The 13,368-nt window shown below is 41.1% G+C and carries 10 protein-coding genes and 1 tRNA gene; 8 read left to right on the top strand and 3 right to left on the bottom strand.

Features of this window, described 5'->3' with window-relative positions; translation table 11 throughout:
• Positions 1-96 precede the first annotated feature (96 nt).
• Both D0T57_RS02410 and D0T57_RS02405 read right to left on the bottom strand, forming a co-directional pair.
• A complete protein-coding gene (locus D0T57_RS02410) occupies positions 97-1,269 on the bottom strand; it encodes a site-specific integrase (RefSeq protein WP_163270513.1) in 1,173 nt (390 codons plus the stop codon).
• A gap of 220 nt (positions 1,270-1,489) precedes the next feature.
• A tRNA-Ser gene (locus D0T57_RS02405) sits at positions 1,490-1,574 on the bottom strand.
• A gap of 218 nt (positions 1,575-1,792) precedes the next feature.
• Here D0T57_RS02405 and lepA point away from each other — a divergent pair.
• From lepA to D0T57_RS02380, 5 genes are all read left to right on the top strand, one after another.
• A complete protein-coding gene (gene lepA, locus D0T57_RS02400; RefSeq protein WP_163270511.1) occupies positions 1,793-3,580 on the top strand; it encodes a translation elongation factor 4 in 1,788 nt (595 codons plus the stop codon).
• A 315-nt stretch (positions 3,581-3,895) separates the two neighbouring features.
• A complete protein-coding gene (locus D0T57_RS02395) occupies positions 3,896-4,408 on the top strand; it encodes a flavin reductase family protein (protein WP_163270510.1) in 513 nt (170 codons plus the stop codon).
• A gap of 77 nt (positions 4,409-4,485) precedes the next feature.
• A complete protein-coding gene (gene speA, locus D0T57_RS02390; protein ID WP_163270508.1) occupies positions 4,486-6,378 on the top strand; it encodes a biosynthetic arginine decarboxylase in 1,893 nt (630 codons plus the stop codon).
• 55 nt (positions 6,379-6,433) lie between these two features.
• Positions 6,434-7,162, top strand: a complete 729-nt coding sequence (locus tag D0T57_RS02385; RefSeq protein ID WP_163270506.1) for a hypothetical protein — start codon at positions 6,434-6,436, stop codon at positions 7,160-7,162.
• Positions 7,163-7,644: 482 nt separating this feature from the next.
• Entirely contained in the window at positions 7,645-8,079 is a 435-nt protein-coding gene (locus tag D0T57_RS02380; RefSeq protein WP_163270504.1) for a polymer-forming cytoskeletal protein, read from the top strand.
• A 286-nt stretch (positions 8,080-8,365) separates the two neighbouring features.
• Here the strand turns inward: D0T57_RS02380 and D0T57_RS02375 are convergent, their stop codons facing one another.
• Positions 8,366-8,896 carry an RNA polymerase sigma factor gene (locus tag D0T57_RS02375; RefSeq protein ID WP_163270502.1) on the bottom strand — a complete coding sequence of 177 codons (531 nt, stop codon included), beginning with the start codon at positions 8,894-8,896 and terminating at the stop codon, positions 8,366-8,368.
• A 357-nt stretch (positions 8,897-9,253) separates the two neighbouring features.
• Between D0T57_RS02375 and htpG the strand changes: the two genes are divergently transcribed.
• From htpG to D0T57_RS02360, 3 genes are all read left to right on the top strand, one after another.
• The gene (gene htpG / locus D0T57_RS02370) at positions 9,254-11,143 is read left to right on the top strand and encodes a molecular chaperone HtpG (protein WP_163270500.1); all 1,890 of its coding nucleotides are present in this window, start codon (positions 9,254-9,256) and stop codon (positions 11,141-11,143) included.
• 313 nt (positions 11,144-11,456) lie between these two features.
• Positions 11,457-12,659: a pyridoxal phosphate-dependent aminotransferase gene (locus D0T57_RS02365; RefSeq protein WP_163270498.1), complete on the top strand. Its 1,203-nt coding sequence runs from the start codon at positions 11,457-11,459 to the stop codon at positions 12,657-12,659.
• Entirely contained in the window at positions 12,656-13,237 is a 582-nt protein-coding gene (locus D0T57_RS02360) for a non-canonical purine NTP diphosphatase (RefSeq protein ID WP_163270494.1), read from the top strand. The genes D0T57_RS02365 and D0T57_RS02360 overlap by 4 nt, the downstream gene beginning before the upstream one ends.
• The last annotated feature ends 131 nt before the right edge of the window (positions 13,238-13,368 follow it).

Genomic DNA, 13,368 nt, shown 5'->3' with positions numbered 1-13,368 from the left:
AGATATTTATATGTAAATATATGGCTTTGTATGTTGCTGTATGGTAGTGTGTGAAAATATAGAAAGATTTATAAATGTTTAACAATTCTATTCTTCTTATTTTGCGTTCTTCTCTTCTTTATCGAGTAGTTTTTCTTTCATTTCGTTGATGGCTGTTACTCCGAGCATCCGAGCATATAAAAGAGATTGTTTCATATTAGTATGTCCCATAATCTTAGGGATAGCTTCTATACTTACTCCTTTGTTTATTAGATAGGTCCCGAAAGTATGTCGCCCTGTATGAGTGGTAACGTTCTTGTCTATCCCGATTCGTTCTATTAACGTACCCAGATAGTCATTATATTTCTGGTTACTGATAACAGGTAGTGTATAATCGTATTTATCTGCTATCTCTTCAGCTATCGGAAGAAGCAAAACAACATAGGGTACTCCTGTTTTATTTCTGGTGCCGTGAATTTCCTTTTGTCCGTTAATAACTTGTATACTATCTCTGCTAAACGATTCGAGGTCGGTATATGATAAGCCAGTATAACATTGGAAGATAAATAAGTCTCTTACTCGTTCAAGACTTTCTTTTGCTGCACCTTTAGGTTTATAATTTATTATTTGTTTTACTTCCGACTCAATAAGATATACAGGATCGTCCGATTTACCTTTCTTGAAAGTAAATTCATCATAAGGATTGCGTTCAATCAGTCCTCTTCGCCTGGCTTTCTCTAAATAGCCTTTGAAAAGAGAATGACGTTTGTACAATGTCGGTTGTGATTTGATTGTTTTTTTTAGATGTAGATCAAAGTCTTCAATCCTACTATATGTGAGGTCTGCAAATGTTTTTATTTTGCCAAACTCTTCCAGACGTTTGATAAATGAATTGTTATACTCCAGTACAGACAACGAAACTTCACGTCTTTGTAGATCAGCTTTGATGAACTCTACGACATTAGTAGTTGATAGATCATCTTCTTTGTCCCAATTCTCTACATCTTCCATTGTCTCGCACTTATCGGAATAGACGAAGGCTTGTACTTTAGCGAAGATTTTATCTATACGTGCTTTGATTGCTGCTGCATTCGGATGTTTGATTATGGATAAACCACCTGTACCAACATCTGAATATTGGCTCTTCAATATAAATTCATTAGTATGAATGTATTTTCTTATTCTGGTTTTAGGTTCATATACCCGAACATGAATAGGAGCTTCTTTCTTTGCATTGTCTTTTGTTACTCCCCTCAAGTCAAATACAAATGACACAACAACATTATCCATATTGTTTTGATTTTAAGATTATATTTCAAAGATATAAAATTTTGTGTAACGCTTTGTGTAACGTTTCGGCAATTTCGTTACACAAGAGCCAAATATTGCCATATTATGGCACATATCGGCATACAATTACACACACTAACATATAGGGGTTAAAACAGTATCGTAGAGGTATATATACGAAAAAAGACGACTACAAGCCGTCTTTTAATGTTTTGGTTTGCGGAGAGAGAGGGATTCGAACCCCCGGAACCTCGCAGTTCAACGGTTTTCAAGACCGCCGCAATCGACCACTCTGCCATCTCTCCAGTGCATAGCACCGTTGCTTTTCCTCAAAAGCGTTGCAAAGATATGCACTTTTTTCTAATCTCAAAATAAAAATTTATCTTTTTTCTTTTTTTGTTCAATAAAATTAGAAAACCTATTCTTTACAGATAGATAAAAGTTGATATATCTTTCGTATATTTGCAGTCTAAATTGGGGTAATATACCCAAACATGATTATAAAAAGAATCAATTACTATAAATGAATAAAATACGAAACTTTTGCATTATTGCACATATCGACCACGGAAAAAGTACGCTTGCCGACAGATTGTTGGAATATACCAAAACCGTAGAAGGTAAAAACTTGCAGGCTCAGTTGCTCGACGATATGGATTTGGAGCGTGAACGAGGAATCACAATCAAGAGCCATGCCATACAAATGGAATATACATACAAAGGGGAAAAATACATACTCAACCTGATAGATACCCCCGGACACGTCGACTTCTCATACGAAGTTTCACGTTCCATCGCAGCCTGCGAAGGAGCTCTGCTGATTGTTGATGCAGCACAAGGCATTCAGGCGCAAACCATCTCCAACCTGTATATGGCCATAGATAACGACCTCGAAATCATTCCTATCCTCAACAAGATAGACCTGCCTAGCGCCATGCCCGACGAAGTAGAAGACCAGATTATTGAACTACTAGGGGTAAAACGGGAAGAAATTATTCGTGCCAGTGGCAAAACCGGCGAAGGGGTTTACGATATATTAGACGCAATTATCGAACGCATCCCTGCCCCCAAAGGTGATCCCGAAGCCCCATTGCAAGCATTGATCTTCGATTCTGTATTCAATTCATTCCGGGGGATTATAGCCTATTTTAAAGTAGTAAACGGCAGCATCAAAAAAGGAGACCTGGTTAAATTTATTAATACGGGAAAAGAATATGACGCAGACGAAGTAGGCGTATTGAAACTAACAATGTTGCCAAAAGATGAAGTAGGATGCGGCGATGTCGGCTACATCATATCAGGAATAAAGACATCGAAAGAAGTAAAAGTGGGAGATACCATCACCCATGTAAAAAAGCCGGCCAGCAAAGCCATCGAAGGTTTCGAAGAAGTGAAACCAATGGTATTTGCCGGAGTATATCCAATAGAGAGCGAAGACTTCGAAGACCTGCGCGCATCACTCGAAAAATTGCAGTTGAACGACGCCTCACTCACCTTTCAGCCCGAATCGTCCGTTGCATTGGGATTCGGATTCCGTTGCGGATTCCTTGGGTTGTTGCACATGGAAATCATACAGGAAAGGCTCGACCGCGAGTTCAATATGGATGTAATCACCACCGTGCCCAACGTATCTTACATTGTGCACGACAAGAAAGGCAATACCAAAGAAGTGCATAACCCCGCCGGATTGCCCGACCCAACCCTCATCGACTACATCGAAGAACCATACATACGGGCATCGGTAATTACCAGCACCACATACATAGGGCCTATCATGACCCTGTGCCTCGGCAAGCGCGGTATCCTCATCAAGCAGGAATATATTTCGGGCGACCGTGTAGAAATCATATACGATATACCGCTCGGCGAAATCGTAATCGACTTTTACGACAAGCTGAAAAGTATCTCGAAAGGATACGCATCATTCGACTACCACATGCACGACTATCGCGAAGCCAGGTTGGTGAAACTGGATATACTGCTCAATGGGGAATCTGTTGATGCATTGTCGACTCTTACCCATATAGATAATGCAGTTAATTTCGGACGCCGTATGTGTGAGAAGTTGAAAGAACTGATACCACGTCAACAATTCGACATAGCCATACAGGCCGCCATAGGTGCGAAGATTATCGCCCGCGAAACGATCAAGGCTGTTCGCAAGGATGTGACGGCCAAATGTTATGGAGGCGATATCTCGCGCAAACGCAAGCTTCTTGAGAAACAAAAAGAAGGAAAGAAACGGATGAAACAAGTAGGTAACGTAGAGGTACCACAAAAAGCGTTCCTTGCAGTATTGAAACTCGATTAGTTTTGCATTTTACGAAAGGGCAATTATAATCACAACTTTATTGCAACTTTTTTATCTATAGGGTGATAGTAAGATGTACTACCTAAAAAAAGTAACAATAAAAAAACAGCAGAAATGTGTTACTTTTGTTACTTTTTAGAGAGATACAAGATACCCGTAGACGAGTTAACGACTTGGTTTCCGGTAAAACATAACCTGTATCTCGTATCTTGTTTACTTGTATCTAAAGAGAAAAAATATTGTTAACTGATAACTAAAAATAACTGTTACATCTGTTACTTTTTAACAATATAATGTATTTTAAAGGATAAGTATATGGCTGATTTTAAGGAAATAAATATAAAAGATTTTACTCCCGATACATTCGGGTTGAAAAACAAATGGATGCTCATTACGGCAGCAAAACCTGATGGCAGTATAAATACCATGACCGCCAGTTGGGGCGGGTTTGGCGTGATGTGGAACAAAGAAGTAGCCTATGTGGTAATCCGTCCGCAACGTTATACCAAAGAATTTGTGGATAGTGCGGATTCGTTTTCACTAACCTTCTTCGACAAGAAGTACCTCAAGGAACTCGGCTATCTGGGCAAAACCTCAGGACGCGACGAAGATAAAATAGCAAAAGTTGGTTTTAACCCGCTCTTCGAAGACGGCGTACCCTATTTTGCCGAAGCCCATACAGCTATGTTTGTCAAAAAGCTGTTTGTACAAGAAATAGAAGAAGCTTCCTTTCTGGATAAAGAGCTGGTAGGGCAATGGTACCCGGCAAAGGATTTTCATTACCTGTATATTGCCGAGATAACAAAAATTATGGAAAGCCGCGATTGAAGATGCCGGCTGAATTAGTATATCAGAACACCGGACATTAAAAACAAATTAAATTATTATTACACTTACACGAAAGAATGAGAAAATGGCGTATCGAAGACTCATCCGAGCTTTATAACATCGCAGGATGGGGTATCAATTACTTTTCGGTGAATGAGAAAGGTAATGTTGTGGTAACTCCACGTAAAGACGGGGTAGCTGTTGATTTGAAGGAACTGATGGACGAACTGCAACTTCGTGACATATCGGCTCCCGTACTGATACGCTTTCCCGATATACTGGACAACCGCATCGAAAAAATTTCGACCTGTTTTAAACTAGCTGCCGAGGAATATGAGTACAAGGCGCAAAACCATATTATCTACCCCATAAAGGTAAACCAGATGCGCCCTGTGGTAGAAGAGCTTATCAGCCACGGTAAGAAATTCAATATCGGGCTCGAAGCGGGTTCTAAACCGGAGTTGCATGCCGTGATAGCCATCAATACCGATTCGGATTCGCTCGTCATTTGCAATGGCTATAAAGACGAAAGCTACATAGAGCTGGCTCTGCTGGCGCAGAAAATGGGTAAACGCATATTTATCGTAGTAGAAAAATTAAACGAAATACCCCTGATAGCCAAAATAGCCAAGCGGCTGAAAATAGTGCCGAATATAGGCATACGCATCAAGCTGGCAAGTTCGGGCAGTGGCAAATGGGAAGAATCGGGAGGCGATGGCAGCAAATTCGGGCTAAACTCAAGCGAATTGCTCGAAGCGTTGGCATATCTCGAAAAGAACAATATGCAGGAATCGCTTCGCCTGATACATTTCCACATCGGTAGCCAGATTACCAAAATACGCCGCATAAAGACAGCCTTGCGCGAAGCTGCCCAATTCTATGTGCAATTGCATGCTATGGGCTTCAAGGTAGAGTTTGTAGACATTGGCGGAGGTTTGGGCGTAGACTATGACGGCACACGCTCGTCGTACAACGAAAGCAGCGTGAACTATTCCATACAGGAATACGTGAACGACTCCATCGCTACGATGGTCGATGCTGCCAACAAGAATGACATACCTCATCCCAATATTATAACAGAATCGGGACGCTCGCTGACCGCCCACCATTCAATCCTGGTATTCGAGGTGCTGGAAACCGCAACCTTGCCCGAATGGGACGACAATGCAGATATCTCGGAAGACGACCATGAATTGGTGCGCGAACTGTATGAAATATGGGACAACCTGAGCCAGACCCGTATGCTCGAAGCATGGCACGATGCCCAGCAGATACGCGAAGAGGCACTCGACTTGTTTAGCCTGGGTATGCTTACCCTGAAAACGCGCGCACAGGTAGAACGCCTGTATTTCTCCATCGCCCGCGAGATATTTCAGATTGCAGGACGTGCCAAGCATGCACCCGAAGAGTTGAAGCAACTATCGAAACTGTTGCCGGATAAGTATTTCTGCAACTTCTCGTTGTTCCAGTCGTTGCCCGACTCATGGGCTATCGACCAGGTGTTCCCTATTATACCTATCCATCGTCTGGATGAGAAACCCGACCGTACGGCTACATTGCAAGACGTAACCTGCGATTCGGACGGAAAGATAGACAACTTTATATCGAACGGCAACCAATCGTCGTACCTGCCTGTCCACGCCAAGAAGAAAAATGAAGCATACTATCTGGGTGTGTTCCTTGTGGGTGCTTACCAGGAAATTCTGGGCGACCTGCACAACCTTTTCGGCGATACCAATGCTGTGCATATTTCCGTAGATAAAGACGGCTATAAGATAGAGCAGATGATCGACGGCGAAACTGTAGCCGAAGTGCTTGACTATGCACAATATAACGCAAAGAAGCTTGTACGCACAGTAGAAACATGGGTTACGTCGAGCGTCAAGCAAGGTACTATTACGGTAGAAGAGGGTAAGGAATTCCTGTCTAATTATCGTTCGGGCCTTTACGGTTATACTTATTTAGAATAATAATATTGGCTCCGTCTTCTGTCGAAAAGAGATGGAGCCTTTTTAATCAAATATCATGAAAAAGATATTATTTACGCTTTCGCTTATTATTACTATATTTCTTGCAAGTTGTTCGGTTTACGAAGATATCTATCTGCTGGAGAACAACGGGCTGAAATACAATATGACATTAGATGCCAGCGAAATGATGGCTATGGTATCGCAATCGTCGATGCCATCGAAAACCAAGCTGCCCAAAGACAGTGTAATCAGTTTCGCCCAAATGGCAAAAGACTCCTTACAGATATCAGATGATATAAAAGAAGATCTGAAAAATATAGAACCACTCTTTGTGCGTATCCAGAACGATGACGAAACTGGTATATTAAAGATATCTCTGTTTGGCGAGTTTGAAAATACCGATGCTTATAGCAAAGCTTTTGCTTCGTTGGGCAAGCTCAGCAGCAAAGCGCAAGAACTTAAGGCAAATCCTTCAGGCAAGTTCCCTATCGAAAGATTTAGCGCACACTCGCAATTATCATGGGACGGCAAAACTTTTAAACGCATCACAAAATCGTCGGGAGAAAACGATGACGAAGATGACGGAAAGATAGATGAATCTATGAAAAAGATGTTTGCACAAGGTAAGCTGATAGTAAAATACCATATGCCTAAAAAGATTAAGAAGATAAGCAACCAGGATGCAACGCTTACCATAGATGGAAAGACTGCTGTTGTGCAATATTCGGGAACACAAATAACCAAACCTTCCGAAGTATTGTCGATAGAAATAGAAACAGAGTAAGTAACTGTTTAGATTTTATACGAATAGTTTTTCCTTCACTCAGCTCAAGTAGCCCGCTACTATCGCTTCGCGGAAGAAAAAATTATCTCTAAAATGGCAGTCAACTAGCCGAATATTTTGTACATATTCGAGCATATCGATATAGAGTTGAGTGCATTGATGTGGATATTTCTGATGATGTATATTACATTTTATTTCTTTAGGGGCTGCCGCAGGTTTTATGGTGGCAACCGGGCATTGGTCAACCTAAAGTCGCTGGCATTGGTAATTATAAATCTTTTTGCCATTATGTTTGTGCTATTCCTTTATAGCTTATTTTCTGTCTATATGGTCTACTCTTGATATTGAAACTAAGGCATGAAGATAAACCAACGGGCATGTATTTAACAATTTAAAAGCGATCTACGTTTTTGCTAAAAGAAAATATATTACTATATTTGGATCGCACTAACTGAACGAATAAACTATATAAAGACTAACGTATGTTTAAAAAAAGCAATAGGAACGAAAGCACAATTACATCATCAGCTCCGGTAGCCCCATTAGGACGGTCGCACAGTGTTTTATCACCATCTACAACATTTACGGGCGATGTGGTATCAAAAGACGACTTGAGGATAGATGGCCATGTAGAAGGGAATATCTCGTGCGAAGGGAAAGTCATAATAGGTACAGATGGCTGTATAACAGGAAATATAAAGGCGGCAAGCATAGAATTGATGGGTAAGATTATAGGAGATGCTGTAGTTACCGAAATCATGCGCTTGAAATCTACATCCTTCTTCAAAGGTGAGATAACTGCCGAAAACATTGAAATAGAAGCAGGTGCTAATTTCTACGGAAATTGCAGGATGACAGACCAGCAAAGTCTGGAGCAACCGTTTGTTGCTGTTCAGGAGGAAGATGTAGCCGAATAGGGGGCTAGTCTTTTTGAACCGTTGATGAAAAATAAAAAAGCAGATTTAAGAGCGGCTCTGAATAAATTACAAGTGGCTTTGGCGACAATGATGCTATATTGTCCATACAGAAATGGGCGGGTCATTTTGCATAACTAACTGGGAGTATGATGTTTACCGCAACCCCACCAGGTGCCAGAGAAGTCAATAATAAGATAAGAGGCTATCCCAAAAGCAGGACAGCCTCTTTTCGTAAATTATTAGTTATTCGCCTAATCAAACCCCTAACGGTTTTTAGGGCTAGCCGTTATTCTCTATCTTGATATTTATAATCAGCCAAGAGCTCTTGCAACCTCTTACGTGCAAAGAAGATACGGCTTTTGACAGTACCAATCGGCAATTTTAGTTGCTGTGCAATTTCTTCATACTTATAGCCCGATACATGCATGCTGAAAGGCACCCGGTATTCGTCGGCAAAGCTATTGATAACCTTCATGATTTCGGCAATCGTATATGCACCTTCAGGAGTATCGAAGCCCGAATCTTGTGGCATATTCAAGTGATAGAGATTTTCAGTTTGGTCTATCATAGTCTGGCTACGCACCACGCGGCGGTAGTTGTTGACAAATATATTGTGCATGATAGTGAAAACCCATCCTTTGAAATTTACATTCTCATAATATTTCTCTTTGTTATCAAGGGCTCTCAAAGTAGTTTCCTGCAACAGATCTTTCGCTTCTTCTCTGTTAGAAGTCAGAGTAAGTGCAAAATTCATCATATTGTTTTGCAACTCAATCAATTTATTTTCAAACAGTTTGTTTTTTTCCAATGTTGCCATAATTTTGTAGTTGTTACGACATACTAGCTATGTCAGCTGTTAATAATTCCTTTTCAATTTCCTTTAAAATAACAAGACAAAGATCGTGTACTTTTTTCTAAAAATATAGAAATTTTATCACAGTTACATCATTACAGTAATAAGAAACACGCATGCTTGTATAATTTGCTTTTATTCAACATATTGCAAGAAGAATGATAGGATATATATGTCATAAATATTATTTATTAAAATTGGATCCACAATAAATAATACATTAAAGAGCTCGGTCATTTTGACATATATAAGCCTTTTGGCACTCCATTTGCTTTATACGATACAAAATAAGTGAATATTTACATAATAAACAAATTAATTATGAAAAAAAATGGAAAAATTGGGGTAACTACTGAGAATATTTTCCCAATTATCAAGAAATTCCTGTATAGCGACCATGAAATTTTTCTCAGAGAACTAGTTTCCAACGCCGTTGACGCCACCCAAAAACTCAAAACATACTCATCTTTAGGCGAATACAAAGGTGAGCTAGGAAATCTAGCTGTAAGTGTGAAATTAGACAAAGAAAACGGGACTCTTACCATATCCGACCGGGGAATAGGTATGACTAGCGAGGAAATAGATAAATATATCAACCAGATAGCCTTTTCTTCAGCCAATGAGTTTCTTGATAAATATAAAAATGACGCCAATTCCATCATCGGGCATTTCGGATTGGGCTTCTATTCCTCGTTTATGGTATCCAAAAAGGTAGAAATAGTCACTAAATCGTTTAGAGAAGGCGCAGAAGCAGTAAAATGGAGTTGCGACGGTTCTCCTGAATTTTTAATAGAGGCCGTAGAGAAAAATGACAGGGGTACCGACATTATTCTATATATAGATGATGAAAATAAAAATTTCCTGGAAAATAGCGAGATAGAAAAATTACTCAAAAAATACTGTCGTTTTCTTCCCGTGCCTGTCATATTTGGCAAAAAAACAGAATGGAAAGACGGCAAATCGGTTGAAAAAGAGGAAGATAATGTAATAAATGACACCAATCCGCTATGGACGCGCAAGCCTGCCGACCTGAAAGATGAGGATTATAAGAAATTCTATCAGGAGTTGTATCCATTTACCGACGAACCGATGTTCTGGATACACCTCAATGTAGACTATCCTTTCAAACTGACAGGTATCCTTTACTTTCCGCAAATAAAGAGCAATGTAGATCCCAACCGCAACAAGATACAGTTGTACAGCAATCAGGTATTCGTCACCGATTCGGTGGAAGGTATTGTGCCAGAATTCCTTACACTGATGCACGGGGTGATAGATTCGCCGGATATACCATTAAATGTTTCGCGCTCATACCTGCAAAGCGACCAGAATGTGAAAAAAATCTCAAGTCATATCACCAAGAAGGTTGCCGACAGGCTCGAGGAAATTTTCAAGAATGACCGCACACAGTTCGAAGAGAAATGGGACAGCCTCAAAATATTCATTGAGTATGGTATGCTGACAGATGAGAAATTTTACGAGCGTGCACAGAAATTTTGCTTGCTGAAAAATACTGATGGCAAAGCGTTCACCTTCGAAGAATATAAAACACTAATTTCTGCCAATCAGACCGACAAAGACGGAAACCTGATTTACCTGTATGCCAGCAACCGCGATGAACAATATTCATATATAGGTACAGCCAAAGACAAAGGCTACGATGTAATCTTGTTCGACGGGCAACTCGATGTACACATGGCAGGCCTGCTTGAACGAAAATTCGAGAAAAGCCGCTTTGTTCGTGTAGATAGCGATACGGTTGAAAACCTGATACAGAAAGAGGACTCGAAAGAGGTTTCGCTTACCGACAAGGAAAAAGATGCGCTGAAAGATGCATTCCTTTCGCAAATGCCGACTATAGATAAAACTGAATTTACCGTGGAATATAAAGCGTTGGACATGAATGCCCAACCTGTACAAATCACGCAAAACGAATTTATGCGCCGCATGAAAGAAATGTCGGCCATGCAGACAGGTATGAATTTCTACGGCGATATGCCAAACAATTACAACCTTGTGCTGAATACCGAGCATCCTATAATAAAGAATATACTAACCGAAACCACAGGCAAGGAAAAGGAGGCTGTAGAAGCCTATGCTAACGAAGATGCAAGCATCCGCCAACTGATAGACCTCGCCCTGTTATCCAATGGCATGCTGAAAGGCGAAGCGTTGGATAAATTTATCAAGCGAAATATGGATAGTATATAATAATATATGGTATAGACAAAGAAGGTGCCCCAAAAGTAATAAAGGACACCTTCTTTGTGTTTTATGTAGTGAAGTGTTCAAAAAGTGATTAAATGCGAAGCCGCTCATTTTTAAACAGAAGGAAGCATACTAAAACATGTGACCGATGGCTAATAAATGATGCAATGAAGCAGATGATTACTTTTGGGACACTTCCTTTGTTTTGTTAGGAAATAAACTGAAAAGAAATTATCACACCTTGTAGCCTATAAATCGCAACTAATACTTATCTTTGCGTCTCATTGTAAACAATAATTATCTTAACGATTTCATTATGCCACAAATTTCGCAGCGAGGTGTCGAAATGCCAAGTTCACCAATACGGAAACTGGCTCCCCTATCCGACTCGGCTAAAGCCCGGGGACTGAAAGTGTATCATCTGAATATCGGGCAACCCGATCTGGCTACACCCGAAGCGGCACTTGATGCGATAAGGAATATCGACCGGAAGATACTGGAATACAGCCCCAGCGACGGCAACCGTTCGTACAGGGAAAAACTGGTAAACTATTATGCTAAATATAATATAAACGTATCGGCCGACGATATCATCATCACTACCGGCGGCTCGGAAGCTGTACTTTTTGCATTCCTTGCCTGCCTCAACCCGGGTGACGAAATTATCGTTCCCGAACCTGCGTATGCCAACTATATGGCATTTGCCGTGTCGGCAGGAGCCATTATCCGCACAGTGCCATCGAGCATAGAGGAAGGCTTTGCGCTTCCCCCTATCGAAAGATTTGAGGAACTAATCAACGAACGCACAAAGGGTATAATGATCTGCAACCCCAATAATCCGACAGGATACTTATATTCGCGTGCCGAAATGAACCAGATAAAACATTTGGTTCAGAAATATGACCTCTACCTGTTTTCGGATGAGGTGTACCGCGAATTTATATATACAGGTTCGCCATATATTTCAGCCTGCCATCTGGTAGGGATAGAAGAAAACGTGGTGCTTATCGACTCCGTTTCGAAACGGTACAGCGAATGCGGCATCCGTATAGGTGCACTGATTACCAAAAATAAGGAACTGCGCAAAACCGTGATGAAGTTCTGCCAGGCACGCCTCAGCCCTCCCCTTATCGGGCAAATAGCAGCCGAAGCATCGCTCGATGCCGATCCTGAATACCTGAGGGATATGTACGATGAATATGTGGAACGCCGCAAATTCCTTATCGACCGACTCAACCGTATTCCGGGGGTTTACTCTCCCATCCCTATGGGCGCATTTTATACTGTGGCACGCCTTCCGGTCGACGATGCCGATAAATTTTGTGCATGGTGCCTTTCGGATTTCGAATACGAAGGACAAACTATTTTCATGGCTCCTGCTTCAGGTTTCTATACTACTCCCGGACTAGGTAAAAATGAAGTACGGATAGCCTATGTACTCAACAAGGAAGACCTTGCAAATGCGCTGAACGTATTGGAAAAAGCATTGGAAACCTACAATTCACTCGAAGAGAAATGAAACCTCAATTAGTATTTGCCACCAACAACGCCCACAAACTGGAAGAAGTAAGGAACGTTGTCGGCGATTCGTTCCAAATATTGAGCCTTAAAGATATAGGCTGTACCGAAGACATAGCCGAAACAGGAACTACACTGCAAGAAAACGCACTGATAAAGGCCGGCTATATAAAAGAAAAATATGGTTTCGACTGTTTCGGCGACGATACCGGACTGGAAGTAGATGCCCTGAATGGCGCTCCGGGCGTCTATTCGGCGCGATATGCAGGAGACGGGCACGATGCCAAAGCAAACATGAAAAAACTGTTGCACGAAATGCAGGGAGTGGAAAACAGAAAAGCCCGCTTCCGCACCGTTATAGCCCTTGTACTGACCGGGGGAGGACACCTCTTCGAAGGAAAAATAGAGGGCAGGATCATTGAAGAAGAAAAAGGATCGGCTGGGTTCGGCTACGATCCCGTGTTTATGCCCGATGGTTACGACCAAACTTTTGCCGAACTGGGCAACGACATAAAAAACCAAGTAAGCCACAGGGCTTTGGCTGTAAAAAAATTGTGTGAATTCTTAGCTAAACTTTAAGTAACTGTTTAATTTTCACACGAATGCACATTGCCAAGTTACTAATATTCTTCTTTCAGCCGCCTGAGACGGATTATTATATCAGACTCATCTTTTGACGTAAAGATAAGTAGATCGTCTGTCATCTCTAC

Origin of the sequence: Dysgonomonas sp. 511, assembly GCF_010501105.1 — a bacterium.
Classification (GTDB): Bacteria; Bacteroidota; Bacteroidia; order Bacteroidales; family Dysgonomonadaceae; genus Dysgonomonas.
Note: the sequence above shows the minus strand (reverse complement) of the source record. Positions and strands in the feature narration are given on the sequence as shown.

What these genes read in the sequence shown, in the direction of transcription:
- D0T57_RS02360 (WP_163270494.1), top strand. Translation starts at nt 12,656, where the DNA reads ATGAAACCTCAATTAGTATTTGCCACCAACAACGCCCACAAACTGGAA.
- speA (WP_163270508.1), top strand. Translation starts at nt 4,486, where the DNA reads ATGAGAAAATGGCGTATCGAAGACTCATCCGAGCTTTATAACATCGCA.
- D0T57_RS02365 (WP_163270498.1), top strand. Translation starts at nt 11,457, where the DNA reads ATGCCACAAATTTCGCAGCGAGGTGTCGAAATGCCAAGTTCACCAATA.
- D0T57_RS02410 (WP_163270513.1), bottom strand. Translation starts at nt 1,269, where the DNA reads ATGGATAATGTTGTTGTGTCATTTGTATTTGACTTGAGGGGAGTAACA.
- D0T57_RS02375 (WP_163270502.1), bottom strand. Translation starts at nt 8,896, where the DNA reads ATGGCAACATTGGAAAAAAACAAACTGTTTGAAAATAAATTGATTGAG.
- D0T57_RS02385 (WP_163270506.1), top strand. Translation starts at nt 6,434, where the DNA reads ATGAAAAAGATATTATTTACGCTTTCGCTTATTATTACTATATTTCTT.
- htpG (WP_163270500.1), top strand. Translation starts at nt 9,254, where the DNA reads ATGAAAAAAAATGGAAAAATTGGGGTAACTACTGAGAATATTTTCCCA.
- D0T57_RS02395 (WP_163270510.1), top strand. Translation starts at nt 3,896, where the DNA reads ATGGCTGATTTTAAGGAAATAAATATAAAAGATTTTACTCCCGATACA.
- D0T57_RS02380 (WP_163270504.1), top strand. Translation starts at nt 7,645, where the DNA reads ATGTTTAAAAAAAGCAATAGGAACGAAAGCACAATTACATCATCAGCT.
- lepA (WP_163270511.1), top strand. Translation starts at nt 1,793, where the DNA reads ATGAATAAAATACGAAACTTTTGCATTATTGCACATATCGACCACGGA.